Origin of the sequence: Leifsonia psychrotolerans, assembly GCF_013410665.1 — a bacterium.
In the GTDB taxonomy this organism is placed as follows: Bacteria; Actinomycetota; Actinomycetes; order Actinomycetales; family Microbacteriaceae; genus Cryobacterium; species Cryobacterium psychrotolerans_A.
This window is the reverse complement of the sequence record NZ_JACCFM010000001.1, coordinates 1668176-1692275: the sequence shown is the minus strand read 5'-3', so window position 1 is coordinate 1692275 and position 24100 is coordinate 1668176. Positions and strand designations below refer to the sequence as shown.

The window sequence follows — 24100 nt, the reverse complement described above, 5'->3', positions numbered from 1 at the left end:
CCGCCGTCTCAAACAGGGGCCGCGAGTGGTTTGACGACCGGTAGCGCAGCGCCGGTTACCGCACGTGGTCGATGAAGGCACGTACCTCGTTGATCACGAGATTCGCGACGCCGTCAGCAGTGAGCGGCGACGACTTCAGAACTGCCAGCGAATGATCGGCACCGGGAATGCTCACCACACGGATGCTGCGGTCCGGCTCGCCGCTCTCGGTTGCCAGCCCGGCGGCCGCGACCCCGGCGGCCGCGACCGCAGCGGTGACGTCGCCCGCAGCGCCGAACGGGTCTCGCTCACCCTGTAGCACCAGCACGGGCACCGTCGGAAGCAAGAGTTCCTCGATGCGTGACTTTTCAGGGGTGCGCGGCGGGGCCAGCGGAAACGCGAGGCAGAGTACGGCGGCGGCGCCGACGGCATCCGCTGTGCGACACGCGACGCGCGCTCCGGCGCTACGCCCGCCGACGATGACCGGGCTGCCCGCGGCGATCTCGGCGACGAGCGCGGAGGCCGCCAGCCAGCCTGCGTCGAGCGCGGCGGGACGCGGCGCAACTTTCTTGCCCGCGACGCGCCAGGGCTGCTCGTAAAGCGCGACCATGATGCCCCGACCGGGGAGCGATTCGGCCAGCGCCGCCAGGTCGGCCGCGTCGATACCGCCGCCCGCGCCGTGCCCGAGCCAGAGCACCGCGCGCTGCTCGGTAGTGCCCTCGGCCGTGCGTGCGAGAGTATGTGCGACCGTGAGGCGGCCGGATCCCGCAGGGGTCGGTACGTCGATGTGCATGACTACGACGGTACCGGGAGCCGCTTCCCTTCGACAGTCGACCGGTACCGACTCACGTCAGGGCTAGTGCGTTTTGAGCGTGTACTCGAGTACCGGGTTGCCCAGAGTGCCACTGACATGGCAACTCACGGCGACGACCTGGGTTTCACCGGCCGGGGCGCTTCCCACCACTGCGCCCGTGAGTGCGATGCCCAGCTCCCAGCACAACTAATATGCGAATCTTTCATGTGAGGTGTGAAACCTATCCTTGATAGCGTCGACTCAGTCGACACACCGTCGTCGAACATCGCAATCCGGCGGCTGAATTGGCCGCCGCACACCGAGGAGCCCCGATGGCCCGAGTCGCCGCTATTGACTGTGGAACGAACACGATCCGCCTGCTCATTGCCGACATCGCGGGGCGAGAGCGGCACGAGGGGCACGACGGGCACGGTGGGCAGGGTGGCCTCCGCGACGTCGTGCGTACTCTGGAGGTGGTGCGGCTGGGGGAGGGCGTCGATCGCACCGGGCGCTTCGCCGACGCCGCGCTGGAGCGCACTCTCGCGGTGACCCGCCGCTACGCCGAAATTTGCCGCGAACACGAGGTGGAGCGGATCCGTTTCGTCGCGACCTCGGCGACCCGGGATGCCGCCAACCGCGCCGATTTCACCGACGCTGTGCTGGACATCCTCGGGGTACCCGCCGAGGTCATCCCCGGCACCGAAGAGGCTGCTCTCTCCTTTCGCGGTGCTCTCACCGCGTTGCCTCACCCGGATGCCGCAGCCCGCCACCTCATCGTCGATCTCGGCGGCGGCTCGACCGAGCTCGTGCTCGGCGGCAGCGCGCCCGACGCGGCATATTCGATGGACATCGGTTGCGTGCGTTTGACCGAACGTAGTGTGCACTCCGACCCGCCTATCGAAACCGAGCTGGCGGGCATCCGTCGTGATGTCACGGCGGCCCTCGACGTGGCGGCCGGCATCGTGGATCTCTCACAGACAACGGATGTGATCGGTGTGGCCGGAACCATCACCACCATCACCGCGCACGCGCTCGGCCTCACCCGCTACGACCCGCAGACCATCAACGGTAGCCGCCTGCCGCTGCACACCGTGCTTGCCGCCTGCGAATCTCTCGCCGGCCTGCCCCGGGCCGAACGAGCGGCGCTGCCCTACATGCATCCGGGCCGGGTTGACGTGATCGCAGCCGGCGCGACGATCTGGTCGACGATCCTGCGCCGGGTCGCGGAGGCCACGTCCGCGGTCGGTCGGCCCCTCGAGTTCGTGACCACGAGCGAGCACGACATTCTCGACGGCGTCGCACTGTCGCTCGTGCCGTAGAGCGGGGAGTTGTTACGTCTGCGGCATCTCGCCGGGCCACTCAGCTCGAGCGGCGACGCCCACCCACGAAGTATGCAATTGGGCCGATGAAGTTGACCGCGATGAGGACGCCCCACAGGCCCTTGGGTCCGTTGACCTCGTCAGCCGGACGCTGAGCAAGGTCAACCCAGGCCGAAAGCGCCAAGGCGATCTGAATTGTTCCAGCGACGACCGTCGCGACTTTCTGCGACGGGCTCAGGTCTTCCCAGCGCTGCTTCTTCTTCATCTGCTTCTTCACAATGATCCACCTCCGAAAACCGAGCGTACTCGCCGGAGAGCGTGCCCGCCTAGGCTGTCGAGCATGAGCATCCGTTATCGGGCGACCGACCTGAGCATGAAACTGATGAGCGCGTCGCATCGCGCGTTGCTGGCGGTCACCGGCGGTCGACTCGGCTGGAAAATCGGCGCGATGCCGGCCGTCGAACTGCACACCATCGGTCGTTCGACGGGACACCGCCGCTCGATAATGCTCACCGCACCCCTGCACGACGAGGAGAGGTACATCCTGGTCGCGTCCAAGGGTGGTGACGATCGGCAACCGCAGTGGTATTTGAACCTGGTTGCACATCCCGACATCGAGTTGACCGTACGCGGGCAGACGATGCGCATGCATGCGCGCACCGCGACGGCCGCCGAGCGGGCTGACCTCTGGCCTCAAATTGTCGCGGTGTACGGCGGTTACGCGGGATATCAAGTGAAAACCGAGCGCGAGATTCCCGTGGTCATCTGCGAGCCAGTCGTCGACTGAGCCGTGCACTTCACGCCCGACGCCGCGAGCTGAACGCGTCGAAAACGGTGCGTGGGCAGGAACGATTGCCCGCGTTGCAACCCGCTACTCTAGCCAGATGGGGACTCGTCGACGCGTCATCCGACTCATCGGAATCTGGCTGCTCGTCGTCGGCGCAGTCGCATTCGTTGTGGTCGTCGGCGAGACCTGGGCCGGTGCGGTTAACAAGGGTGTCGACTACAAGTGCCGAGTCGAGGGGCCGCACCCGACGGTGCCTGCGCTCGCGCTGGTCTCTGAGGCCGTTCACGTGCACGGCTACTTCTCCTGGCTGCCACTGGGGAGGGCCTGTACGTGGGAACGCGCGGATGGCCTCGGCTTCGTGACGGCCGGCCCCGATTGGCAGGACACACTCACCGCCGCAGGCTCTGCGCTGGTCGCCGTCGTCGGCATCGCGTGTGTCGTGACAGTTGACCGTTCTTGCCGACGCGCTCGCCGCGGCGGTTGACGGATGCGACACCGTTGCGCATTGCGCGGGCGTCAACCGTGAGAACGGTGCCCAGACGAATCAGCGTGGGCACATCGATGGCACGGCCGCCGTGATCGAGGCGGCGAAGCGCGCAGGGGTGAAGAACATCGTGAAGCTCAGCATCCTGCGTGCTCGGCCGGACTGCGGATCGGCCTACCTCAGGCTGCACTCTCCCGTTAGAGTCGCCCGAGAATTTCGGTGCGTTTCGCCTCATGCTCGGCATCGGAAATCAGGCCTTCGGCGCGCAGCTCTGCGAGTTTCTGCAGCTGAACTGTCGGATCCGCTGACGGCACCGGCCGCGAACCGAGAGGGACCTGAAGCGAGTGCACCGGCGGCGCCGCCGACTTTCGGACGGCACGTACGACAGCCACGATGATCATGACGATGACGAATGCGACGACGGCGAGCACGCCCAGACTGATCAGCAGATGCCACCACGTGAGATTCGACAGCATGGTTCCCCCTCTGAACGTCGGTCGGCGTCAGCCGCGTTGCACCCGAGGGTATCAGCGCAGGTACGCAGGCCGACGCAGAACACGGCACGGCCGTCAGGCGTCGCTCGGCTACCCTGGGGAGGTGAATGAGACGCTCCCGCCCTGCCCCGAATGCTCCAGCGAACACGCCTACGAGGGGGGCGCATTGCTCGTCTGTCCGATGTGTGGTCACGAATGGGCGGCCGTGCAGGCTGGCGACGATGTGGCCGGCGAGTCCGGCGAGCAGTCGGCCCGCGTGATCACGGATGCCGTGGGCAACGTGCTCAGCGACGGCGACACCGTCACGGTGCTGAAAGACCTGAAGGTCAAGGGCAGCGGGGGTGGGGTGATCAAGGTCGGCACGAAGGTGCGCGGCATCCGTCTGATCGATGGTGTCGGCGACCACGACATTGACTGCAAGGTCGACGGGGTTGGCCAGATGCAACTGAAGTCCAGCGTGGTGAAAAAGGTCTAACAGTGCAGTGCGGCCGCATGCACGTCGTCGTCGGTCGCGGCCGGCTCGAAGTTGTGAAGGGCATGGATGCTTCGGCACATACGTCAAGGCGAGCCAGCGCGTTCCGATCAGGGTAGAGGAAGCCGTGTGCGCTCACTGGTGGTCGACGGCGAGGGCGTCACGCCGCGCGGCGAGTGTTTCCTCCGGTCGTGTCACGGGTCCGGGCACCGTCGACGAACGTCGGCGTTTGATTGACCGTGCGACGGGCACGCGGAGACTGACGTGGCTCCAGCCCTGCGAGAATTGACGGATGACCGCAACACTCGTGGCCCAGGGCCTGGCCGGCGGCTACGGCCACCGCACACTGTTTGATTCGCTCGACCTCACTGTCGCGCCCGGCGACGTCGTCGGGGTCGTCGGAGCGAACGGCGCCGGCAAGTCCACCCTGCTGCGCATTCTGGCCGGCCTCGACGAACCGCAGGGCGGCACCGTGAGCCTGTCGCCGTCCGACGCCTTCGTCGGCGCTCTGCCGCAGGAACACGAACGCGTGACCGGCGAGACGGTCGCCGGCTACATCGCCCGCCGCACCGGGTGCGCTGAGGCGACGGCCGACATGGATGCCGCGGCCGAGGCGCTCGGTGAACTGAATCCGACCCCACGCCCCGATGGCCGCGACCCCGCCGACGTCTACTCGAGCGCACTCGACCGCTGGCTGGCCAGTGGGGCCGCCGACCTCGACGAGCGCCTCCCGGTCGTTCTCGCCGAACTCGGCCTCGACCTTGGTGCCGCGCAGACTGATCAGACGCTCATGACGTCGCTCTCGGGTGGCCAAGCCGCCCGCGTCGGCCTCGCTGCCCTGCTGCTGTCTCGCTTCGACATTGTGTTGCTCGACGAGCCGACGAACGACCTCGATCTCGACGGCCTCGAACGGCTGGAAGCCTTCGTGCAGGGCCTGCGCGGCGGCGTCATCCTGGTCAGCCACGACCGCGAGTTTCTGGCACGCTGCGTCACGCGCGTGCTCGAACTCGATAGTGCGCAGAACACAAACCGCGTCTTCGGCGGTGGCTACGACTCGTATCTCGAGGAGCGTGCCACGGCGCGAAAGCACCAGCGGGAGAAATACGACGAGTTCGCTGAGAAGAAGGCCGACCTCGTGGGCCGCGCCCGCACCCAGCGCGAATGGTCGAGCCAAGGCGTGCGCAACGCCATGAAGAAGGCGCCAGACAACGACAAGATCAGGCGTAAGGCATCCGCCGAATCGAGCGAGAAGCAGGCCCAGAAGGTGCGACAGATGGAGAGCCGAATCGCCCGGCTCGACGAGGTGGAGGAACCACGCAAGGAGTGGCAACTCGAGTTCACGATTGGCTCGGCGCCGCGGTCGAGCACCGTCGTGTCCACGCTCAGCAACGCCGTGTTCACACAGGGTTCCTTCACCCTCGGCCCGGTTTCGCTGCAGGTGAATGCAGGCGAGCGCATCGGTATCACCGGACCGAACGGGGCCGGCAAGTCCACGCTGCTGCGTGCGTTGCTCGGCCAGCAGCATCCCGACGACGGAACGGCGAGCCTGGGCGCGAGCGTGCACATCGGCGAGATCGACCAGGCGCGATCGCTGCTGGTGGGCGGCCGTCCCCTGGCCGACAGCTTCGAAGACCTTGTTCCCGATATGGCCAGCGGCGAGGTGCGCACGCTACTGGCCAAGTTCGGACTTAAAGCCGACCACGTGAATCGTGGGGTCGACGAACTGTCACCGGGGGAGCGCACGCGCGCCGGTCTGGCCTTGCTGCAGGCGCGCGGCATCAACCTGCTCGTGCTCGACGAGCCGACGAACCACCTCGACCTGGCCGCGATTGAGCAGCTTGAGCAGGCTCTCGAAACCTATGAGGGCACTTTGCTGCTGGTGACACACGATCGACGGATGCTCCAAGCCGTGCAGACAGACCGGCACTGGCGGGTGGACGCCGGGCAAGTCTCAGAACTCTAGCTGGAGCGTCCGATGCCGATTGCCGCGGCATAACTCCTGCTCCCTCACTCGGCCGGGAACCCGGGCCGCGCCGGGCCGGGGGCACGTTGCCCAGCCTCCGCGAGGTGCAGGAGTTATGCAGAAGGCTGGCGCGGGTCAGCGGCCCTGACGATTCTTGTACGGCTTCGGTTCGCCCTTCACCGCGGGGGCACGGCCTTTGCCCTTCGAGGCCTTGGCCTTGCCACCCGTGTTCGCCGGCTTCTTCACGGGCGGCGGAGCGGCGGCGACCTCGGCCCGGGCATCCACCAGCAGAGCCGCCCCGACCTTCGTCAGTCGCGTCCCCTCGCTCGTGCGCGTGAACAGTGGCTGGCCGACTTCGGCTTCGAGCTTCGCGATCGACGAATTCATCATCGCCAACGGAATATTGATCTTGATGGCGGCACGCGGAAAATGCAGTTCCTCGGCGGCTGCAACGAAATGCCGAAGCAGGGTGATGTTCACGGGAAAGCCTTTCCTCGGTCCGCGCGAATCGCGGTCCATCTCCTAGGCTACGCGGTGTTTGCCGGTGGCCAGTGGCAGGATGAGGCTATGGTCGAGATTTCTGAAACCGACTTTGAGCAGATGGTCAACGACGTTTTCGACGCGCTGCCTGTTGCGATGGTGCGCGGAGTCGAGAACGTCGCGATCCTGATCGAGAACCAGCCGCCCGCGGATCGTCCGCGTCTGTACGGGCTGTACAGCGGACATCCGCTCACCGCGCGCTCGCGCTACGGCTTCGGCGAACTGCCCGACCGCATCACGCTCTATAAGAACAACATGCAAGAGCGCTGCGCCACACTCGACGAACTGCGTGCTCGGGTGCGCATCACGCTCGTGCATGAGATCGGGCACTACTTCGGACTCGACGATGCCAGACTCGGCGAACTGGGCTGGGCCTAAGCGCCAGCCACCCGTTTGCTAAGCTTTGTAGCTGCTCTTTCGACACTCTGGACTTTTCAGGCCCGCGTGGCTGTCCCGGTCGGCCGAGTCATGTCTAATTTTCTCGGCCCGGCTCAGAAACCACAGGCCGTTCATTGCTCGCACCGTTCATCACCTGGAGTTTGACCATGGCCTCTCGTGCCACGACCTTTGGCTTCGCAGCCACCATGACGGCCGCCCTCGGCCTCGGCCTCCTCGGCTGCTCTGCCGAGGCGCCGAGCGCCCCGTCCGGTGACGGCCTTACCGCCGCGCCGCCAGCCGCAGCGGGCACCGCGCTGCCAACCCCCCGAGCATCGGCCACGGCTACGCAGGAGGTGCCAGAAACGGGCAACGCGACACTGCCCGCTGACTTCCCGAGGTCTGTCCCGGTGGTGTCGGGGACGGTCGAACGCAGCGAGAGTCACGGCAACGAGAGTCACGGCAACGACGGTCACGGTGCGTGGCTGGTCTGGATGACCGTGGATGACGTCTCGGCAGCGGCCGTCACCGCTCGCGATCAGCTGACCGTTGCCGGCTTTGTCGAGGAATCGTGGCACGCTGACGACCGAAAGTCCACCGGTGTCTTCACGTCGGCCGACCACCGCGTCGTGGTGGTGGCCGTCGATAACCCGAACCATCGCGAATTCCTGTACAAGGTATTCACGTCGTAGGCCGCGGCGTCAGGTCTCGGTAGCGCGGATATCCACTAGCCAGCACAGAACCGCGTCCCTTCGCTGTCTGCACTCGGCACGGCTGCCGGATGCCGCGCGAGGAACTTCGTCGTCAGCACGCAGAGGGCGGGGCCGCACGTCTCGGCGAGAACGTGCGGCCCCGCCCGGGTACTGCGAGGTCAGGCTCGTGAGCGGCGGCGGATACCGGCCATCAGTCCCAGCCCCAACACCAGCAAGCCGAGGCCGGGCAGCAGCATCGAACCTAGAGAAAAACCGGTCGAGGCGAGTGCCGGGGTGACCGGGGTCGCAGCGGGAGTCGTGACGACGGGGGTGTCGCTGGGCTCGTCGCTGGGCGTCGGCACCACATCCACGAGGATGCTGGCGGTGATGTCCCCGAGCGTTGCAGTGATCACGTGCGGTGACGCGTGTGGGAACGTGATCGTGTTCCCGCTGATGATGTCGGTCGGCTGATCGCTGGCGAACGTGACCTGGTTGCTCAGGTCCCCCAGACTGTTGTCGAAGGCGTCAGCTCCCGCAACGCGGAGTGTGAGTGAGCCACCCTGAGAAACGGTCGTGGCGTTCGGGATCAACGTCATCGTGGCCAGCGTGGTGGCGTGCACAGTCACGGGGACTGAGACGCTGAACCCACCGATCGCCAGGGTGACGGTGTGGGTTCCGGCCTGGTAGAAGGTGACGGTGTCGCCGTCGATCAGATCGGTGGTCGCGTCGTCGTCCTGGGCTGTGGCCAGGGTCGGGACGAGCCCTGCGATGGTGTTTCCATGCGCATCCTGGCCGGTGGCCGTGAAGGTCAACGGTTCACCAGCGGCCACCGCATATGTGGTGGAGCCCGGCGATTGCGGAGCGACCACGACTGCTGCAAGCGCACCGGGCCCGACAACGACGGTGTGTTCGTCGCCTTCCGCATCCGGGTCCACGTCGTTGCTCGCGTTGACCGAGAACGTGAACGAACCCACCGTGGTCGGGGTACCGGAGAGCACTCCTCCTGCCGAGAGAGTGAGGCCCCCCGGCACGTCTCCGACGACGCTGAACGTCGGAGCCGGGTAGCCGGATGCGGTGAACGTGTATTCATAGTCGGCGTCGACGGCCGTGGCCAGCGGGGGAAGATCCGCGGTGAACGACGGCGCTGACGACACGACCAGGGTGTGCGACTGCCCGACGACAGCCGGACCGACGCCGTTGCTGGCGCTGACCGTGTAGGAGAATTCGCCGCCAGCGGTCGGAGTGCCAGAGAGCACGCCGGTGGCTGAATCCACGTTCATTCCCGCCGGCAGCGTGCCGGACGAGACCGTGAAGGTCGGGGCCGGGAAGCCGGATGCGGCGAACGTGTACGACGTCGACGCTGTCCCGGTTTGACCGGTCGTCGGCGGGCTGTCGGCGAGGAACGCCGGTGCCTGGGAGATGGTCACGGTGCGATCAGGGGTGGTGGCCCCGCCTGCACTATTGCTGGCGCGCACTCGGAAGGTGAACTCGCCCCCGGCCGTGGGGGTGCCCGAGAGCAGCCCGCTTGCAGCATCCAGGGTGAGACCGGCGGGCAGCACACCACTGCTGACAGCGAAGATCGGGGCCGGAAAGCCCGTAGCGGTGAAGGCATACGAGTCAGAGGCCGTCCCGACACGGCCGGAGTTCGGCGGAGTGCTATCGACCAGCGCGGGGATACTGTTCACCTGCAACGTCTTCGGCAGTGACACCGCGTCGGCCCCGTAGCCGTTGCTGGCCACAACCGTATAGCTGAAGTCTCCGGTCTCGGTCGGTGTGCCGGACAGCACGCCAAACGGTGAGAGTGACATGCCGTCGGGCAGTTGGGACTCCGCAGTCACCGCGAACGTCGGGACGGGGGTGCCCCCAGCGGTGAACGTGTAGGGGGCGTAGGCAACGCTGATTCGGGTGCTGGTCGCCGGGCTCTGGTTGGCAAAAGCCGGACCGGACACAATCGTCAGCGTGTACTCCGAGCTGTAGCCATCCTGAATGCCGCCGTTGGCGGCTCGAACGACATAGCGGAACGTGCCGCCGGTCGTGGGGGTTCCGCTGAGCAGCCCTGTGGTGGAGATCGTGACGCCGCTCGGCAGCGACCCGGACGCCAGGTTATACGTCGCAGCAGGAACCGCCCCGGTCGTGAATTGGTAGCTTGCCAGAGCCGTGTTGATGGAACCGTTGGCTGGCGGGGTGTTTCCGAAGGCGAACACCGGATGCATCTGAACAGAGAGGCCGTGCGGGCCGCTTTCAACGGACGAGCCGTTGTTAGTAGCAACAACCGTGTACGAGAACGTGCCACCCGCTGAGGGCACTCCGGAGAGCACGCCAGCAGATGAGAGCGAGACTCCACTGGGCAATGTCGACCCCGCCTTGAGGGTATACGTCGGCAGGGGCGCACCCGTCGCTACGAACGTGTAGCTGAAGTTCTGGGTTCCGATAGCGCTCGCCGGGGGGTCCTGGGCGACCCAATCCGGGTGAGCTGAGCGGAGTGCCATGGAGTGCGAACGCCCTGCAGCGATCGCGGTGATCCCGGTCAGACCAGCTGGCGGTGTGGCAGCGGCGGGGTCGTAGGTTCCCCAGCCGACAACGGTTCCATCACTTTTCAACGCGAGGGCGTGGTGGAAGCCACCGGCCACTGCGGTCACACCAGACTGCGCTGCCAACGGAATCGTGGTCTCGCCAAAGTAGTTCCCGCCCCAGGCCACGACGCCTCCAGTTGCGTTCACCGCGTAGGAGTGTTCCCAGCCTGCGGCGATCGAGGTCACGCCCGTCAGGCCAGCCGGCACGGATTCTCCGCCACCGATGCCCCACGCAACGACGGTGCTGTCACTCTTCAACGCGAGTCCGTGCTGTTTTCCCGCGGCGATCGCGGTGATGCCGCTCAGACCGGAGAGTTCGGCTACCCATGTGGGCGTGCCATCGAGCTCCCAGGCGACAACCGTTCCGGTGGTTGTCAACGCCAGTGTGCGCGACCCGCCGGCGGCGATCGCTGTGGCGCGGAGCGTGGGAGGCACGGGGAGCTCGCCATTCTTGTTCCACGCCACGACCGTGCCGTCGCTCTTCAACGCCACCATGTGTGTGTCGGCGGCGGCGATGGCTGTCACTCCCGTAAGTCCAGCCGGAATAGCAGTGGCTGCGTTTGTTCCCTCGATCACTCCGCTCGCCGTGACTGTTCCGTCGGCGCGGAGCAGGAGTGACGACAGATCGCCGGCGGCAATGGCGATGAATTCACCCTCGGAGTGGAGGTAGTTGAGTTGTGCGTACGTGCTGTTACCCCAGCCGGCGGGGGCTCCAACGTTGCCTGTCTGAACACCCACGGACTGCGCGTTCGCAGTAACGGCGCCGAATCCCGCAACGGCGACGAGTACGGCGGCGGCACTGGAGGCGGCGATCAGGCGTCGCACATGACGACGCAATCCGCTGGGGGAGGCCGCAGAATCAGCGACAGTCGCTGACCGCGGGTGGAAACGCTTCTTCACAAAAAACTCCTCGGGGGCGCGTTCGCCCCGGTCACAATGGGTGGGTTCTCTGTGCAAGCTACTGAAAATAGTGCCCCCTCAACGAGGGAGCTAACTCCCCACTTTTGAGTTGAGTGCTGCAACTCGTGAAATTCTCGGGGCGCCCGTCGGCGCAATCCGGCGGGAGCTGCACCCTCGTGATGGAGGACTGGCGCACGGGGACGGTCTATGCTGTGAGCGCATGCTTTTTGCGTCAACGACAACTGAAAACCGGGCCAACATGGTCGATGCGGGAGAGTTCGACGTCAGACGACGAGCGAACACCGAAGGAGCAATCCTCCCCGACAATCTCTCAGGTACTCGTACCGCATCGAACTGGCCACTCTGAAAAGTAGATTGAGCGTAGCGAAATCTAGGTCGCGCTCGTCGAGACCCAGACTCTTTACGGCGTTAATCTCGCCCAAGGTGAAAGTCACGCCCGTCACGGGTGTGGTGAAGCTCTCAGGCCGGATGACAGAGGGGGAGTTCCCACGGGGCTCGACCGAGCCTCGGCAACTCTCACTGGCCCCGGCCGGTGACGACCGGAGAACTCATGACCTCGGCATCCGACAGCACCAGCACCCCAGAAAACGCGACTGAGCGTTTCTCGCCCCTGCACCAGGCTCATCTCGACGCGGGCGCCAGCTTCACCGACTTCGCCGGCTGGCAGATGCCCGTGCGGTACTCCAGTGATCTGGCCGAGCACCACGCTGTGCGCACCGCGGCCGGCCTATTCGACCTCTCCCACATGGCCGAAATCATGGTCGAAGGCCCGGATGCCGCGGCCTACCTCGACTACGCTCTCGCCGGCAAGATCTCGGCCGTGACGCTCGGCCAGGCCAAGTACAGCCTGCTGCTGAACGAATCCGGCGGCATCATTGACGACCTCGTGGTCTACCGCCTCGGTGACACGAGCTTCCTCGTCGTAGCCAACGCCGGCAACCGCTTCCCCGCGGCGTCCGCCCTGGCCGAGCGGGCAACCCGGTTCGACGTGACGGTCACTGACGAGAGCGACCAGTACGCCCTCATCGCCGTGCAGGGCCCCGTCTCCCGAGCCATTCTCGAATCGACACCCGGGCTCGACAACTTCAGTGCCGCTCTTGACCAGCTTGGCTACTACCGGGCCACCACCGCACTCTTCGCCGGCCAGCCGATTCTTGTCGCCCGCACCGGGTACACCGGTGAAGACGGCTTCGAAATTTACATCCAGACGGATGCCGCCCTCGCCCTCTGGAACGCACTCGCGTCAGCCGGTGCCGAGCACGGCCTCGTGCCGGCCGGTCTCGCGAGCCGTGACACGCTGCGACTCGAGGCCGGCATGCCGCTCTATGGTCATGAGCTCAGCACTACCATCTTTCCCGCCCAGGCCGGCCTTGGCCGGGTCGTGAACCTGGCCAAGGAGACTGATTTCATCGGTCGCGCCGCGAGCGAGGAAGGCCCGAGTGGCACGGCTCGTGTGCTCGTCGGACTCGTCGGCACCGGCAAGCGGGCGGGCCGCGCCGACTATGAGCTCTTCAGTTCGGCCGACGCCACACAGGCTGAGGGCGTGATCACGAGCGGTGCCCTGTCGCCAACCCTCGGGCATCCGATCATGATGGCCTACGTCGCTCCCGCGCTTGCGCAGCTCGGGACCGAACTGTTCGTCGACGTGCGCGGCACGCGCATTCCCGTCACCGTGACAAAGCTTCCGTTCTACAAACGCTCCCTCTAACTCAACGAACCTCGCTCACTCCCAAATCGCCACACCCCACATCCCCGATTGGATCTCTCATGGCTGACAAAACCGAACTCCACTACACCGCAGAGCACGAATGGCTTGACCTGGACGGCAGCGTCGCCACCGTCGGCATCACCGCCTACGCCGCTGAGAAGCTCGGCGACGTGGTCTTCGTGGAACTCCCCGCCGTCGGATCCGCTGTTGCCAGCGGCACCGTCGTGGGCGAGATCGAGTCGACGAAATCGGTCGGCGAACTTTTTGCGCCGGTCACCGGCACCGTCACCGAGATCAACGACGCCGTCGTCGACGCCCCTGAGCTGGTCAACAGCGACCCGTTCGGTACCGGCTGGCTGATCAAGGTGTCGTACACCGATCTGCCACCACTGCTCAGCTACGCCGAGTACACCGCCCTCGTCGGCGAATAGTCACCCTCGGCATCCCCGTACCCAGCCCCGTCCCGCCCAGATTCAGAAACGCGCAGGTTTCACTCCCATGTCACAGGCTTTCTCCCAACGCCACATCGGTACGGATGCTCCCGCTCAGGCACGCATGCTTGCCACGCTCGGCTATGACTCCGTCGAGGCACTCGTCACCGCGGCGGTTCCGACTTCGATCCAGGTCGAAGCCTTCCGCGCCGCAGAGGACAGCACACTGCCCCCCGCGGCAACCGAGCGGGAAGCTATCACCGAGCTGCGGGCTCTCGCGAACCGCAATACCGTGAAGCGATCGATGATCGGACTGGGCTACTACGACACGATCACGCCCGCCGTGATCAAGCGCAACGTGCTCGAGAACCCGAGTTGGTACACGGCCTACACGCCCTACCAGCCCGAGATCTCGCAGGGACGTCTGGAAGCGCTGATCAACTTCCAGACGATGATCGCCGACCTCACGGGACTGACCACCGCGAACGCGTCAATGCTCGACGAATCGACCGCAGTGGTCGAGGGCATGCTGCTCACCCGCCGCGCCTCGAAGTCGGCGTCACGCCGTTTCATCGTCGACGCCGACACCCTGCCGCAGACGAAGGCGCTGCTCTACAGCCGAGCGGATGCCGTGGGCATCGAAATCGTCGAGGTCGCTCTCGCCGCGCTGGTCGGGCCGACTCCGCCGGTCGGGCCGACTCCGCCGGTCGAGTCGACTCCGCCGGTCGAGTCGACCCCGCCGGTCGAGCCGACCCCGCCGGTCGAGCCGACCCCGCCGGTCGAGCCGACCCCGTTGGTCGGGCCGACTCCGTTGGTCGAGTCGACCCCGCTGGTCGAGCCGACTCCGTTGGTCGAGCCTGTCGAGACCCTCGCCGAGGCCCCCGTAGATACTCTCGCCACAGCCCTCGGCGAGCACTTCGGTATCTTCGTGCAGTACCCCGCCGCATCCGGCCGGGTCTGGAATCCCGCTGCCGTGATCGCGGCATCGAAGAACCAGGGCGCCCTCGCTGTCGTCGCCGCCGACCTGCTTGCACTGACCCTGATCACCTCTCCCGGCGAACTCGGCGCGGATGTCGCCGTGGGCACCAGCCAGCGCTTCGGCGTGCCAATGGGTTTCGGCGGGCCGCACGCCGGCTACATGGCCGTGCGCAAGGGGCTCGAGCGCCAGCTGCCCGGCCGCCTGGTCGGGGTGAGCGTCGACGCGGCCGGCCACCCCGCCTACCGGCTGTCGCTGCAGGTGCGCGAGCAGCACATCCGGCGGGACAAGGCCACGTCGAACATCTGCACCGCCCAGGTTCTGCTGGCCGTCATGGCCGGCATGTATGCCGTCTACCACGGTCCGACCGGGCTGAAAGAGATCGCCAGCCAGGTGCATGAGCGGGCCGGCCAGCTTGTCGCCGCCCTCCGTGGCGCCGGGGTCACCGTGACCAACGACACCTTCTTCGACACCGTGCAGGTGTCGGTTCCGGGTCGGGCGGCATCCGTGCTCGAAGTGGCTGCCGCTGCCGACCTCAACTTCTACCTGGTCGACGCCGATACCGTCAGCATCGCCGTTGATGAAACCACCACCACGAGCGATCTGATCACCGTGCTCGGCGTCTTTGCCGCACGGGATGCGTTCGGTCACGCCGACCTCGCTTGTGTCACACGGGGCCTCCCGGCGGAGCTGGACCGCACAAGCGAGTACCTCACGCATGCCGTGTTCAACACGCACCGCTCGGAGACGAGCATGATGCGCTACCTCAAGCGCCTGGCGGACAACGACTACGCACTCGACCGAGGCATGATCCCGCTCGGTTCGTGCACCATGAAGCTGAACGCGGCCACCGAGATGGAGGCCGTCACCTGGCCCGAGATCTCAAACATCCACCCCTTCGCGCCGCGCGCCGACGTCGAGGGGTACCTCACGCTGATCCACCAGCTCGAAAACTGGCTGAGCGATGTCACCGGCTACGACTCCGTGTCGCTGCAGCCGAATGCCGGCAGCCAGGGCGAGCTTGCCGGCCTGCTCGCCATCCGCGGCTTCCACCTCTCAAAAGGTGACAGCCAGCGCACCGTCTGCCTCATTCCGTCGAGTGCGCACGGCACCAACGCCGCCTCGGCCGTGCTGGCCGGCATGAAGGTTGTCGTCGTCGCCTGTGACGAGCTCGGCAACGTCGACCTGGGCGACCTGCGCGCGAAGATCGCCGAGCACGCCGAGAACCTGGCCGCACTCATGATCACCTACCCGTCGACACACGGCGTTTACGAGCACGAGGTCACAGCCATCACGCAGGCCGTGCACGAGGCCGGCGGCCAGGTCTATGTCGACGGCGCCAACCTCAATGCGCTGCTTGGTTTCGCGCGGTTCGGCGACTTCGGCGGCGATGTGTCGCACTTGAACCTGCACAAAACGTTCTGCATTCCGCACGGTGGCGGCGGACCGGGTGTCGGTCCGGTCGCGGCCAAGGCTCACCTTGCGCCGTTCCTGCCCGGCCACCCGCTCGCACAAAGCGCAGCTCACTATCTGGTTGACGGCACGCCGACGGGCAGCATGATCGAGCACCGTGGTGGACCGGTTTCGGCCGCGCCCTACGGCAGCCCGAGCATCCTGCCGATTTCGTGGGCCTACGTGCGCATGATGGGATCCGACGGGCTGAAGCGCGCGACCGGCGCCGCAGTGCTCGCCGCAAACTATGTCGCCACGCGCCTGAACGAGCACTACTCGGTGCTCTACTCCGGCGACAACGGGCTGGTCGCACACGAGTGCATTCTCGATCTGCGCCCGCTCACCGAGGCGACCGGTGTGACCGTCGACGATGTCGCCAAGCGTCTCGTCGACTATGGCTTCCACGCTCCAACGATGAGCTTCCCGGTCGCCGGCACCCTCATGGTCGAGCCGACCGAGAGCGAAGACCTCGGTGAGATCGACCGTTTCATCGACGCCATGATCGCGATCAAGGCCGAAGCGGATGCCGTCGCCGCGGGCGTCTGGCCCGCCGACGACAACCCGTTGCAGGGTGCCCCGCACACCGCGCAGTCGGTGATCGAGGGGGAGTGGGCTCATGCCTACACCCGTGAGACCGCGGTATACCCGGTGCACACGCTGGTGCGCAATAAGTATTGGCCGCCGGTGCGCCGCATCGACCAGGCCTACGGGGACCGCAACCTGGTCTGCGCCTGCCCGCCGCCGGAAGCCTTCGAAAGCTAACTCTCTCCTCGACGTCGCATCTCGCGAGATCGGAGTTGTGGTCGTTATCCGTCACGGATAACGACCACAACTCCGATTTCGTGCTTAAAAGCGGGCAATCAAGCAATAAAGCACCAAGCGACCTACCTTTTTTGTCACCACTCGGTAACGATTGCGCCAACCGCTACTTAATGAATCTTGCTCAGCTTATTCTCAGGTGTAATTGCGCGGCCGGGTGCAACGATGCACCCGGGCGTCGCCTCACTACAGGAGGACCCAGTGCAGATTAAGGGAAAACGAGCTCGAGGAGCGGTCGGCACGATCGCAGTGCTGAGTGCTGCGGCACTCGCATTGGCGGGGTGCACGACGACACCTCAAACGGAGCCAACGACTGCAGCCGGCGGAACAGTCACCGTGGCGGTCGTCAACGACCTCACGTCGCTCAACTCGCAGACGCCGCAGGGCAACCTTGACACCAATGGCCAGGTGGGCTATCTGAACGGCTCGTATGGCACGGGATTCCAATACATCGACAACAACTACGCGATCGTTCACGACGACAAGTTCGGCACCTTTGAGAAGACCTCCGACGATCCTCTGACGGTGAAGTACACCCTCAACCCCGACCTCAAATGGTCAGATGGTGAACCGATCACCGCCGACGACATGATTTTGGCCTGGGCCATCGGCTCCGGTCACTACGACGACGCGACAATCAACCCCGACACGGGCGAAGCCACCAGCGGAAACCAGTACTTCTCGATTGCAGCCAGCACGGCCGGTCTCGACACCACCGCCTACCCAGAAGTCAGCGATGACAACAAGACAATCACGCTGGTCTACTCGAAGCCGTATGTCGACTGGGAACTGATTAACCCCATTGCGCAGCCGGCACACATCGTCGCCAAGAAGGCAGGTCTCGCCTCGGCCGCAGACCTGACGAAACTGATCGCGAGCCTTCCGGCCGGTGACCCGGCGGCGCCCGTGGCACCCAACGCGGAGTTCAAGAAGGCCGCGGACTTCGTCAACACCGGGTATGACATGACCGCATTGCCGAACGACCCCGATCTTTTGGTCTCCAGCGGCCCGTTCATGGTCTCGGCCTGGACACCCGGACAGTCGCTCACGATGGTGCGCAACGACAAATACGTGGCCGGTCTGATGCCACAGGTCGACAAGGTCGTATTTCGCTTCATCGGGGACGCCAGCGCCCAGGTGACGGCACTCCAGAACGGTGAGGTTGACATCATCAGCCCCCAGGCCGATGCCAACACGATTCAAGCGCTCACTGCTGCAAAGGCGACGATTCTCACGGGTGACCAGGTGTCGTATGACCACCTCGACCTCACCTTCAGCGCAGCCGGCGTCTTCTCCGACAAGACCGTGCGTGAGGCCTTCCTGAAGACCGTCCCGCGCCAGCAGATCCTCGACTCGATCGTCACTCCGATCAATGACAAGGCCAAGGTGCTCGACTCGCAGATGTTCCTGCCCAACCAGCCGGAATATGCAGATGCGATCAAGATGAATGGGTCAGACGCCTACGACAAGGTCGACATCGACGGTGCGAAGGCCCTTCTCGCAGGAAAAACGCCTGAAGTGAAGCTGATGTACAACACGAAGAACCCCAACCGGGTCGACGAGTTCCAGGCCATCCAGGCGTCGGCCACGAAGGCCGGCTTCACAATCGTCGACGCAGGCAGCCCCGACTGGGGAACGAAGCTCGGCGACGGAACCTATGACGCGGTGCTGTTCGGTTGGATCGCTCCCGGCGCTGGAACGGCTGGAATCCCGCAGATCTTCGGGCCGGTCGGCAGCGGTGGAAACTACAACCAGTACCCGGGAACCGGCGACCTGGCCAACGAAACCCAGTCGACCCTCGACAAGTCGAAGCTCGTCGACCTGCAGATGCAAATCGACAAGCAGACCTTCGCTGACGCCTATGGACTGCCGCTGTTCCAGCTGCCGGGAGTCTTCGGGGTCGGCAGCAAGGTTGATGGCGTGAAGTTCATGGGTAACCAGAATGGGCCCTTCTGGAACTTCTGGGAGTGGAGCGTCAAGGCCACGAAGTAGCCTCGGCCCTCACCGGTCCCCGCGCGCCGTGCGCGGGGACCGGTTTCGTGGCCGTGGACCACGGCCACACGTTCCTCAGTCGCTTCTGGAGGTCTTCGTATGGTGAGTTTCATTCTGAGGCGCATCCTCGTCTCGGTGCTCATTCTTCTCGCAGCGTCGTTCATGATGTATATGCTCGTCGCGTATTCGGTCGATCCGCTCCAAGATCTGCGGGGTAGTAGCTCACCCAACCGGGCCGGACTGATCGCAGCACGCGTGGAGTTGCTTGACCTCAACGTGCCTCCACCGCTGCGCTGGGTGCTATGGCTCGGCGGGGCCGCGAAGTGCCTGATTCCTTTTGCAGGCACCTGCGACCTGGGGTCGACCATCTCGAATTCACCGGTTGTTGCCCTGCTGCCTCAGGCCTTGGGCTCGACCGTGCAGTTGGTGACACTGGCCTTGCTGCTCGCCGTCGTCTTCGGGATCACGATCGGAATCGTGACCGCACTGCGGCAGTACAGCGGCCTCGACAACACCATGACCTTTGTCAGCTTCTTCCTCTATTCGCTGCCGGCATTCCTCGTCGCCGTGCTGCTCAAAGAGTTCGTGGCGATCACCTTCAACAACTTTCTGGACGATCCCGTGATCGGCACCGTTTGGCTGATCATTATTGGCATCGGCGTCGGTGCCATCTGGCAGTCGCTGATCGGCGGTGATCGACAACGCCGCCTGATCGTCTTCGCCATCTCGGGGCTGAGCACCAGCGTGCTTCTCTGGGTGATGTCCGCCACCGGTTGGTTCATGAATCCCGGTATTGGCCCCGTGGGACTGGTGGTTCTGGTGGCCGCGATCGCCGTGGGGAGCACCGCTTTGATGGCGGGGGTGCGCCAGCGACGGGCGCTGCTCACCGCGGGCATCAACGCGGTCATCGCCGTCGTCAGCTATTTCCTGCTGCAGCCTTTGCTTGACATTTCAAGCATCGGAACGATTGCAATCCTCGGCCTGGCCACCATTGGGGTGGGGCTGCTGAGCGGTTTCCTGGTGGGTGGCTACGATCGCGGTCAGAACATGCGGGTCGGACTGGTGACTGCACTCGGGTCGGCCTCGCTCATTCTGATTGACCGGTACATGCAATCGTGGCCCGCCTATCTCGCCAACGACCAGATCGGTGGACGTCCGATTGCCACGGTCGGATCATCGACGCCGAACCTCGACGGCGACATCTGGATCAGCGGTATCGATAGCTTCACCCACCTCGTGTTGCCCACGATCGCACTGCTGCTCATCTCGTTTGCCGGATACACCCGCTATGCGCGTGCCGGAATGCTGGAAACGCTGGGCCAGGACTACATCCGCACGGCCCGAGCCAAGGGGCTTCCCGAACGCACGGTGATCGTGCGCCATGCGTTCCGCAACGTGCTGATCCCCATCACCACGCTGATCGCTTTCGATGTCGGAGCGCTCTTGGGTGGCGCCATCATCACCGAAACCGTGTTCGCAATCCCCGGCATGGGCGCACTTTTCAACACCGGGCTGAGCCGGGGAGACCTGAACCCGGTAATGGGTTACTTCCTGGTGATTGCCAGCATGGCCATTCTGTTCAACTTCCTGGCCGACCTCGCGTATGCCAGCCTTGATCCACGAGTGAGGGTTCGATAATGGCGACCAATCTTCCTCCGGATGCCGCGGGCGAACGCATCGTTCCGGCCAGCGTGGCATCCGAGAGTCAAGGGCGGCTGATTGCCCGCCGATTCTTGAATAACAAGCTGGCCGTGCTCTCGGGCGCGCTCGTTATCATCATCGTCGCCTTCGCGCTGGCCGCTATCGGAATCGGTCCGATCCCCGGCTGGTGGAAATACGGCTACCAGGGCCTGAACGATCAGGTCAATCAGGGTGCGCCAACACTGTCGCTGCTGCCCACCTGGCTCGGCGGATCCGGCATTCAGCTGGGGGAGCATCCGTTTGGGCAAAACCGCATCGGCAAGGACTACTTCGCCATGACGATGCGGGGCATTTTGAACTCCGCTCTCGTCATGGTGGTGCTGGGTGGAATCGCGAGCATCGTCGGCGTGATCATCGGCGCCATCGCCGGCTACTACCGAGGTACCGTCGATGCCGTGCTGATGCGCCTGACCGACGTGTTCATTGTCATTCCCGCTCTCGTGATCGGATCGGTCGTCGGCCACTTCGCCGGCGGGCTCGGAGCGCTCTTGCTGGCGATCATGCTCGGCTTCTTCTCCTGGATGGGCATCGCTCGACTGGTACGCGGCGAATTTCTGTCGCTGCGAGAACGACCATTCGTCGAGGCGGCACGCGTCGCCGGAGCCTCCGATCGGCGCATCATCTTCACGCATATCCTGCCGAATGCCATGGGAGTCGTGATCGTGTCGTCGACGCTCATCATGGCGTCGGCGATTCTGCTGGAGACCGCGCTGAGCTACCTGGGCTACGGCATTCGACCGCCCGACGTGTCGCTGGGCCTCTTGATCAGCTCGAACCAGACGGCATTTCAAACACGCCCATGGCTGTTTTGGTGGCCTGGCGCGTTCATCGTCTCGTTGGCGCTGTTGGTGAACTTTGTCGGGGACGGCCTGCGTGACGCGTTTGACCCCCGGCACCGGCGTTTCAAGCTCCGGGCAATGCAGGAGATGTTCCCCGAACCCGACGGACCTGACGAACCCGACGAGAGCGCGGAACCCAGTGACCCGGCGGGTGCGGTGATCCGGTGAGTGGCCTGCGCCGGTGCATCCGTCTACGTGAGCAGCGCAACCGCGAGCGAGCCTGCCGAGAGCAGCACGACGGCTGTCAGGGTGTACCAATGCACCGAGACCACGACCGGAGTGCGTTCGGCAACACCGACCTCGATCGCGTTGCGACCCTGCAGCTCCGCCCACCGGCGTCGAACCACGTGGGCGGCCTGGCCGGAATCGGTGCCGAGCAGGTCGCCGGGTCGCATGCCGCCGTCGGAGTGAGGGTGCGTGCCGCCAGCGGAGTGAGCGTCGTGCCGTGCAGCCCGCACGCTCGTCATGTGTCCGGGGGCCGGTGCGGCCCACGCCGAATAGCTGTGACCGGGGGTATACAGCGTCAGCGCATATTTCGTGTCGACGTGGATGAGCGCCGGCCACGGCACGGCAACCGTCTGAAAGACGTTGCGCAGTTCGACGCCGTCGTTGTCGACGCAGATGTTCGGCTGCCAGAGTGCGACCCAGGCCAGAACGCTGACCCATGCAGCAGGGATCACCGACACGAGCCAGGTGTCGGGTGTCGCGACGGCGAGGCCGGCCACGATCAGCGCAGCCAATGCCCAAACGACCAGAGCGAGTACGCGATTGAAACGCGAGGTGACGCACACCCGGTCGACCGGGGGAGCGGGACGCAGGGGGTGCCTGGAGTGCATGGGGCAATGGTCGCAGTATTCGCGGAAGGGAACAAGATTTCATGGACACTTCGATGAGCACCCAACAGCCGGTCTTGGAAGTCGTCGACCTGAGCGTTGACTTCGGCGTGGACGGAGTATGGATTCCAGCGGCCTCGAAACTCAACTATCGGATCGCCCCCGGCGAGGTGCTCGCGATCGTGGGGGAGTCGGGTTCAGGAAAAAGCGCGAGCTCGATGGCGATCCTTGATCTCCTACCCGAGAACAGCCGCATCGCCGGCAGCATCAAACTCGACGGGCGCGAGCTGAGCGGGCTGAAACCGGCCCAGATGAGGCATGTGCGCGGGCGTCAGGTCGCCGTCATCTTTCAGGAGCCGATGACGGCGTTGAACCCCGTCTACACGATCGGGTTCCAAATCGTCGAAACGGTGCGGCTGCACTTCGGGCTTTCGCCGCACGAGGCCAAGCAACGGGCGCTGGCCCTGCTGGCGATGGTGGAACTGCCCGATCCGATGAAGGCGTTCAACTCGTATCCGCACCAGTTGTCGGGGGGTCAGCTGCAGCGGGCCATGATCGCCCAGTCAATTGCGTGCGATCCGAAACTTCTCATCGCCGATGAGCCGACCACGGCCTTAGACGTGACAGTGCAGGCCGAGATTCTTGATCTGCTGCGTAGCCTGCGCGACCGTCTCGACAGTGCCATCCTGCTGATTACCCATGACATGGGGGTAGTCGCCGACCTGGCAGACCACATCGCGGTCATGCGTCGAGGCGTGATCGTCGAAGCGGGCACTGTTGAGCAGATCTTCCGCGCGCCGCAGCATCCGTATACGATTGCCCTTCTCGCCGCGGTTCCGCACCTCGGTCAACGCGGCGATGACGATATCGACATCACTGCGGCGCTCGCCGGAGGAATCGAGCTCGGCGGAGCACACGATGGTGATGTCGACACCGAACTCGCCGAACGCATCGAGCTGAATGAGCGCCTCGCCGAGGCCTCGTCGAAGCAGGCCGAGGCACGGGCTCGAGCGAACGGGCGTCCCGTCGTCGTCGAGTTCGACGATGTCTCCATCGAATATCCGAAGAGTGGCAGGGTTGCCGCTTTCCGCGCTGCGGATCATATCAATCTGACCATCTGTGAGGGCGAGGTGCTTGGCCTGGTCGGTGAGTCGGGGTCGGGGAAGACCACACTGGGCCGGGCAGCGATCGGTCTACTGCCCATCACCGAAGGCCGATTGGTCGTGGCGGGTGAGGACATCTCGAAGGCCCGCCGTGAGGACATCCGTCGGCTGCACAAGAATGTCGGAATCGTGTTTCAAGACCCCTCATCCTCGCTCAACCCGCGCAGGCAAGTCGGCGACAGCATTGGAGAGCCGCTGCTGTTGGCCGGACGCTTCGCGGGGGCCGCGCTCAGCGCGGAGGTCGAGAGGCTGCTCGACAGCGTCGAGCTGCCGCGCAACTACCGCAGCAGATATCCACACGAACTCTCGGGTGGACAGAAGCAGCGCGTTGGCATCGCGCGTGCGCTTGCACTCGGACCGCAGGTGCTCGTCGCCGACGAGCCGACGAGCGCACTCGACGTGTCGGTGCAGGCTCGTGTGTTGGTGCTCCTTCAGGAGCTCCAGAAAGAGATGAACTTCGCCTGCCTGTTCATCACCCACGACCTGGCGGTCATCGACGTGCTCGCTGACCGCATCGCGGTGATGCATCACGGCAAGCTCGTCGAGACGGGCACACGTGACGAGATTCTGCGGAACCCGCGTGAGGCGTACACGCAGCGTTTGCTCGCCGCCGTTCCACTGCCGGATCCCGACAAGCAGCGCGAGCGTCGCCTCGTGCGTCAGGAGTTGCGGGCCGCCGAAAACGGCGACGCCACTGCTGCTGGCTGAGGCGCAGTCCCGTTGGTTGGGCCGGTCGAGACTCGTCGGTCGATCCCATCCCGTTGGTCGTTCTCATTCCGTTGGTCGAGCGTGTC

22 protein-coding genes, 1 pseudogene and 1 riboswitch are annotated in these 24100 nt (G+C 65.1%); of the genes and pseudogenes, 15 read left to right on the top strand and 8 right to left on the bottom strand.

What is annotated here, in order from left to right; all coding sequences use genetic code 11:
- Window positions 1-55 precede the first annotated feature (55 nt).
- Entirely contained in the window at window positions 56-772 is a 717-nt protein-coding gene (locus HNR05_RS07890) for an alpha/beta hydrolase family protein (RefSeq protein ID WP_179578509.1), read from the bottom strand.
- 63 nt (window positions 773-835) lie between these two features.
- A complete protein-coding gene (locus HNR05_RS07885) occupies window positions 836-979 on the bottom strand; it encodes a hypothetical protein (protein WP_179578508.1) in 144 nt (47 codons plus the stop codon).
- 125 nt (window positions 980-1104) lie between these two features.
- Between HNR05_RS07885 and HNR05_RS07880 the strand changes: the two genes are divergently transcribed.
- A complete protein-coding gene (locus HNR05_RS07880) occupies window positions 1105-2091 on the top strand; it encodes a Ppx/GppA phosphatase family protein (RefSeq protein WP_179578507.1) in 987 nt (328 codons plus the stop codon).
- 40 nt (window positions 2092-2131) lie between these two features.
- Here HNR05_RS07880 and HNR05_RS07875 read toward each other — a convergent pair whose 3' ends face one another.
- Window positions 2132-2368: a PLDc N-terminal domain-containing protein gene (locus tag HNR05_RS07875; protein WP_343062514.1), complete on the bottom strand. Its 237-nt coding sequence runs from the start codon at window positions 2366-2368 to the stop codon at window positions 2132-2134.
- Between the two features lie 63 nt (window positions 2369-2431).
- Here HNR05_RS07875 and HNR05_RS07870 point away from each other — a divergent pair, with 63 nt between their 5' ends.
- The 3 genes and pseudogenes from HNR05_RS07870 to HNR05_RS17565 form a co-directional block, all read left to right on the top strand.
- The gene (locus HNR05_RS07870) at window positions 2432-2878 is read left to right on the top strand and encodes a nitroreductase/quinone reductase family protein (protein ID WP_179578506.1); all 447 of its coding nucleotides are present in this window, start codon (window positions 2432-2434) and stop codon (window positions 2876-2878) included.
- 97 nt (window positions 2879-2975) lie between these two features.
- Entirely contained in the window at window positions 2976-3362 is a 387-nt protein-coding gene (locus HNR05_RS07865; RefSeq protein WP_179578505.1) for a hypothetical protein, read from the top strand.
- Window positions 3325-3459, top strand: a pseudogene (locus tag HNR05_RS17565) (hypothetical protein); the annotation flags it as partial. The gene HNR05_RS07865 and the pseudogene HNR05_RS17565, both read left to right, overlap by 38 nt.
- Window positions 3460-3559: 100 nt before the next feature.
- On the opposite strand, the gene HNR05_RS07855 reads toward HNR05_RS17565, so the two are convergent.
- Window positions 3560-3838 (bottom strand): SHOCT domain-containing protein, encoded by a 279-nt coding sequence (locus tag HNR05_RS07855; protein ID WP_179578504.1) that lies wholly within the window; start codon window positions 3836-3838, stop codon window positions 3560-3562.
- Between the two features lie 121 nt (window positions 3839-3959).
- Between HNR05_RS07855 and HNR05_RS07850 the strand changes: the two genes are divergently transcribed.
- Complete coding sequence (locus HNR05_RS07850) at window positions 3960-4331, top strand: zinc ribbon domain-containing protein YjdM (RefSeq protein WP_343062513.1); 372 nt, start codon at window positions 3960-3962, stop codon at window positions 4329-4331.
- On the opposite strand, the gene HNR05_RS07845 is transcribed toward HNR05_RS07850, so the two are convergent.
- Entirely contained in the window at window positions 4328-4411 is an 84-nt protein-coding gene (locus HNR05_RS07845; protein ID WP_179580689.1) for a DUF2277 family protein, read from the bottom strand. The genes HNR05_RS07850 and HNR05_RS07845 overlap by 4 nt on opposite strands.
- A 209-nt stretch (window positions 4412-4620) precedes the next feature.
- Between HNR05_RS07845 and HNR05_RS07840 the strand changes: the two genes are divergently transcribed.
- Window positions 4621-6291 carry an ABC-F family ATP-binding cassette domain-containing protein gene (locus tag HNR05_RS07840; RefSeq protein WP_179578502.1) on the top strand — a complete coding sequence of 557 codons (1671 nt, stop codon included), beginning with the start codon at window positions 4621-4623 and terminating at the stop codon, window positions 6289-6291.
- Window positions 6292-6426: 135 nt separating this feature from the next.
- Here HNR05_RS07840 and HNR05_RS07835 read toward each other — a convergent pair whose 3' ends face one another.
- Entirely contained in the window at window positions 6427-6771 is a 345-nt protein-coding gene (locus tag HNR05_RS07835) for a LysR family transcriptional regulator (RefSeq protein WP_179578501.1), read from the bottom strand.
- 87 nt (window positions 6772-6858) lie between these two features.
- Here HNR05_RS07835 and HNR05_RS07830 point away from each other — a divergent pair, with 87 nt between their 5' ends.
- A complete protein-coding gene (locus HNR05_RS07830) occupies window positions 6859-7209 on the top strand; it encodes a metallopeptidase family protein (protein WP_179578500.1) in 351 nt (116 codons plus the stop codon).
- 167 nt (window positions 7210-7376) lie between these two features.
- Entirely contained in the window at window positions 7377-7898 is a 522-nt protein-coding gene (locus HNR05_RS07825; RefSeq protein ID WP_179578499.1) for a hypothetical protein, read from the top strand.
- A gap of 179 nt (window positions 7899-8077) precedes the next feature.
- Here the strand turns inward: HNR05_RS07825 and HNR05_RS07820 are convergent, their stop codons facing one another.
- Entirely contained in the window at window positions 8078-11371 is a 3294-nt protein-coding gene (locus HNR05_RS07820; protein WP_179578498.1) for a putative Ig domain-containing protein, read from the bottom strand.
- A gap of 259 nt (window positions 11372-11630) precedes the next feature.
- Window positions 11631-11728: riboswitch (glycine riboswitch) on the top strand.
- A gap of 214 nt (window positions 11729-11942) precedes the next feature.
- Between HNR05_RS07820 and gcvT the strand changes: the two genes are divergently transcribed.
- From gcvT to HNR05_RS07790, 6 genes are all read left to right on the top strand, one after another.
- Entirely contained in the window at window positions 11943-13100 is a 1158-nt protein-coding gene (gcvT, locus tag HNR05_RS07815) for a glycine cleavage system aminomethyltransferase GcvT (protein WP_179578497.1), read from the top strand.
- A 59-nt stretch (window positions 13101-13159) separates the two neighbouring features.
- Entirely contained in the window at window positions 13160-13531 is a 372-nt protein-coding gene (gcvH, locus tag HNR05_RS07810) for a glycine cleavage system protein GcvH (protein WP_179578496.1), read from the top strand.
- Window positions 13532-13598: 67 nt separating this feature from the next.
- On the top strand, window positions 13599-16721 hold the full coding sequence (gcvP, locus tag HNR05_RS07805; protein WP_179578495.1) for an aminomethyl-transferring glycine dehydrogenase: 3123 nt from the start codon (window positions 13599-13601) through the stop codon (window positions 16719-16721).
- A gap of 258 nt (window positions 16722-16979) precedes the next feature.
- Entirely contained in the window at window positions 16980-18770 is a 1791-nt protein-coding gene (locus HNR05_RS07800) for an ABC transporter substrate-binding protein (RefSeq protein ID WP_179578494.1), read from the top strand.
- 99 nt (window positions 18771-18869) lie between these two features.
- Window positions 18870-20408 (top strand): ABC transporter permease, encoded by a 1539-nt coding sequence (locus HNR05_RS07795; RefSeq protein WP_179578493.1) that lies wholly within the window; start codon window positions 18870-18872, stop codon window positions 20406-20408.
- The gene (locus tag HNR05_RS07790) at window positions 20408-21478 is read left to right on the top strand and encodes an ABC transporter permease (protein ID WP_179578492.1); all 1071 of its coding nucleotides are present in this window, start codon (window positions 20408-20410) and stop codon (window positions 21476-21478) included. Before HNR05_RS07795 ends, HNR05_RS07790 begins: the two co-directional genes overlap by 1 nt.
- Before the next feature lie 23 nt (window positions 21479-21501).
- Here the strand turns inward: HNR05_RS07790 and HNR05_RS07785 are convergent, their stop codons facing one another.
- Window positions 21502-22146: a PH domain-containing protein gene (locus HNR05_RS07785; protein ID WP_179578491.1), complete on the bottom strand. Its 645-nt coding sequence runs from the start codon at window positions 22144-22146 to the stop codon at window positions 21502-21504.
- A 53-nt stretch (window positions 22147-22199) separates the two neighbouring features.
- On the opposite strand from HNR05_RS07785, the gene HNR05_RS07780 reads away from it, so the two are divergent.
- Window positions 22200-24014 carry a dipeptide ABC transporter ATP-binding protein gene (locus tag HNR05_RS07780; RefSeq protein ID WP_246318370.1) on the top strand — a complete coding sequence of 605 codons (1815 nt, stop codon included), beginning with the start codon at window positions 22200-22202 and terminating at the stop codon, window positions 24012-24014.
- Window positions 24015-24100: the final 86 nt, after the last annotated feature.

Coding starts and splice junctions, on each gene's coding strand:
- HNR05_RS07890 (WP_179578509.1), bottom strand. CDS start 772: ATGCACATCGACGTACCGACCCCTGCGGGATCCGGCCGCCTCACGGTC.
- HNR05_RS07880 (WP_179578507.1), top strand. CDS start 1,105: ATGGCCCGAGTCGCCGCTATTGACTGTGGAACGAACACGATCCGCCTG.
- HNR05_RS07870 (WP_179578506.1), top strand. CDS start 2,432: ATGAGCATCCGTTATCGGGCGACCGACCTGAGCATGAAACTGATGAGC.
- HNR05_RS07865 (WP_179578505.1), top strand. CDS start 2,976: ATGGGGACTCGTCGACGCGTCATCCGACTCATCGGAATCTGGCTGCTC.
- HNR05_RS07855 (WP_179578504.1), bottom strand. CDS start 3,838: ATGCTGTCGAATCTCACGTGGTGGCATCTGCTGATCAGTCTGGGCGTG.
- HNR05_RS07845 (WP_179580689.1), bottom strand. CDS start 4,411: ATGTGCCGAAGCATCCATGCCCTTCACAACTTCGAGCCGGCCGCGACC.
- HNR05_RS07840 (WP_179578502.1), top strand. CDS start 4,621: ATGACCGCAACACTCGTGGCCCAGGGCCTGGCCGGCGGCTACGGCCAC.
- HNR05_RS07830 (WP_179578500.1), top strand. CDS start 6,859: ATGGTCGAGATTTCTGAAACCGACTTTGAGCAGATGGTCAACGACGTT.
- HNR05_RS07825 (WP_179578499.1), top strand. CDS start 7,377: ATGGCCTCTCGTGCCACGACCTTTGGCTTCGCAGCCACCATGACGGCC.
- gcvT (WP_179578497.1), top strand. CDS start 11,943: ATGACCTCGGCATCCGACAGCACCAGCACCCCAGAAAACGCGACTGAG.
- gcvH (WP_179578496.1), top strand. CDS start 13,160: ATGGCTGACAAAACCGAACTCCACTACACCGCAGAGCACGAATGGCTT.
- gcvP (WP_179578495.1), top strand. CDS start 13,599: ATGTCACAGGCTTTCTCCCAACGCCACATCGGTACGGATGCTCCCGCT.
- HNR05_RS07795 (WP_179578493.1), top strand. CDS start 18,870: ATGGTGAGTTTCATTCTGAGGCGCATCCTCGTCTCGGTGCTCATTCTT.
- HNR05_RS07790 (WP_179578492.1), top strand. CDS start 20,408: ATGGCGACCAATCTTCCTCCGGATGCCGCGGGCGAACGCATCGTTCCG.
- HNR05_RS07785 (WP_179578491.1), bottom strand. CDS start 22,146: ATGCACTCCAGGCACCCCCTGCGTCCCGCTCCCCCGGTCGACCGGGTG.
- HNR05_RS07780 (WP_246318370.1), top strand. CDS start 22,200: ATGAGCACCCAACAGCCGGTCTTGGAAGTCGTCGACCTGAGCGTTGAC.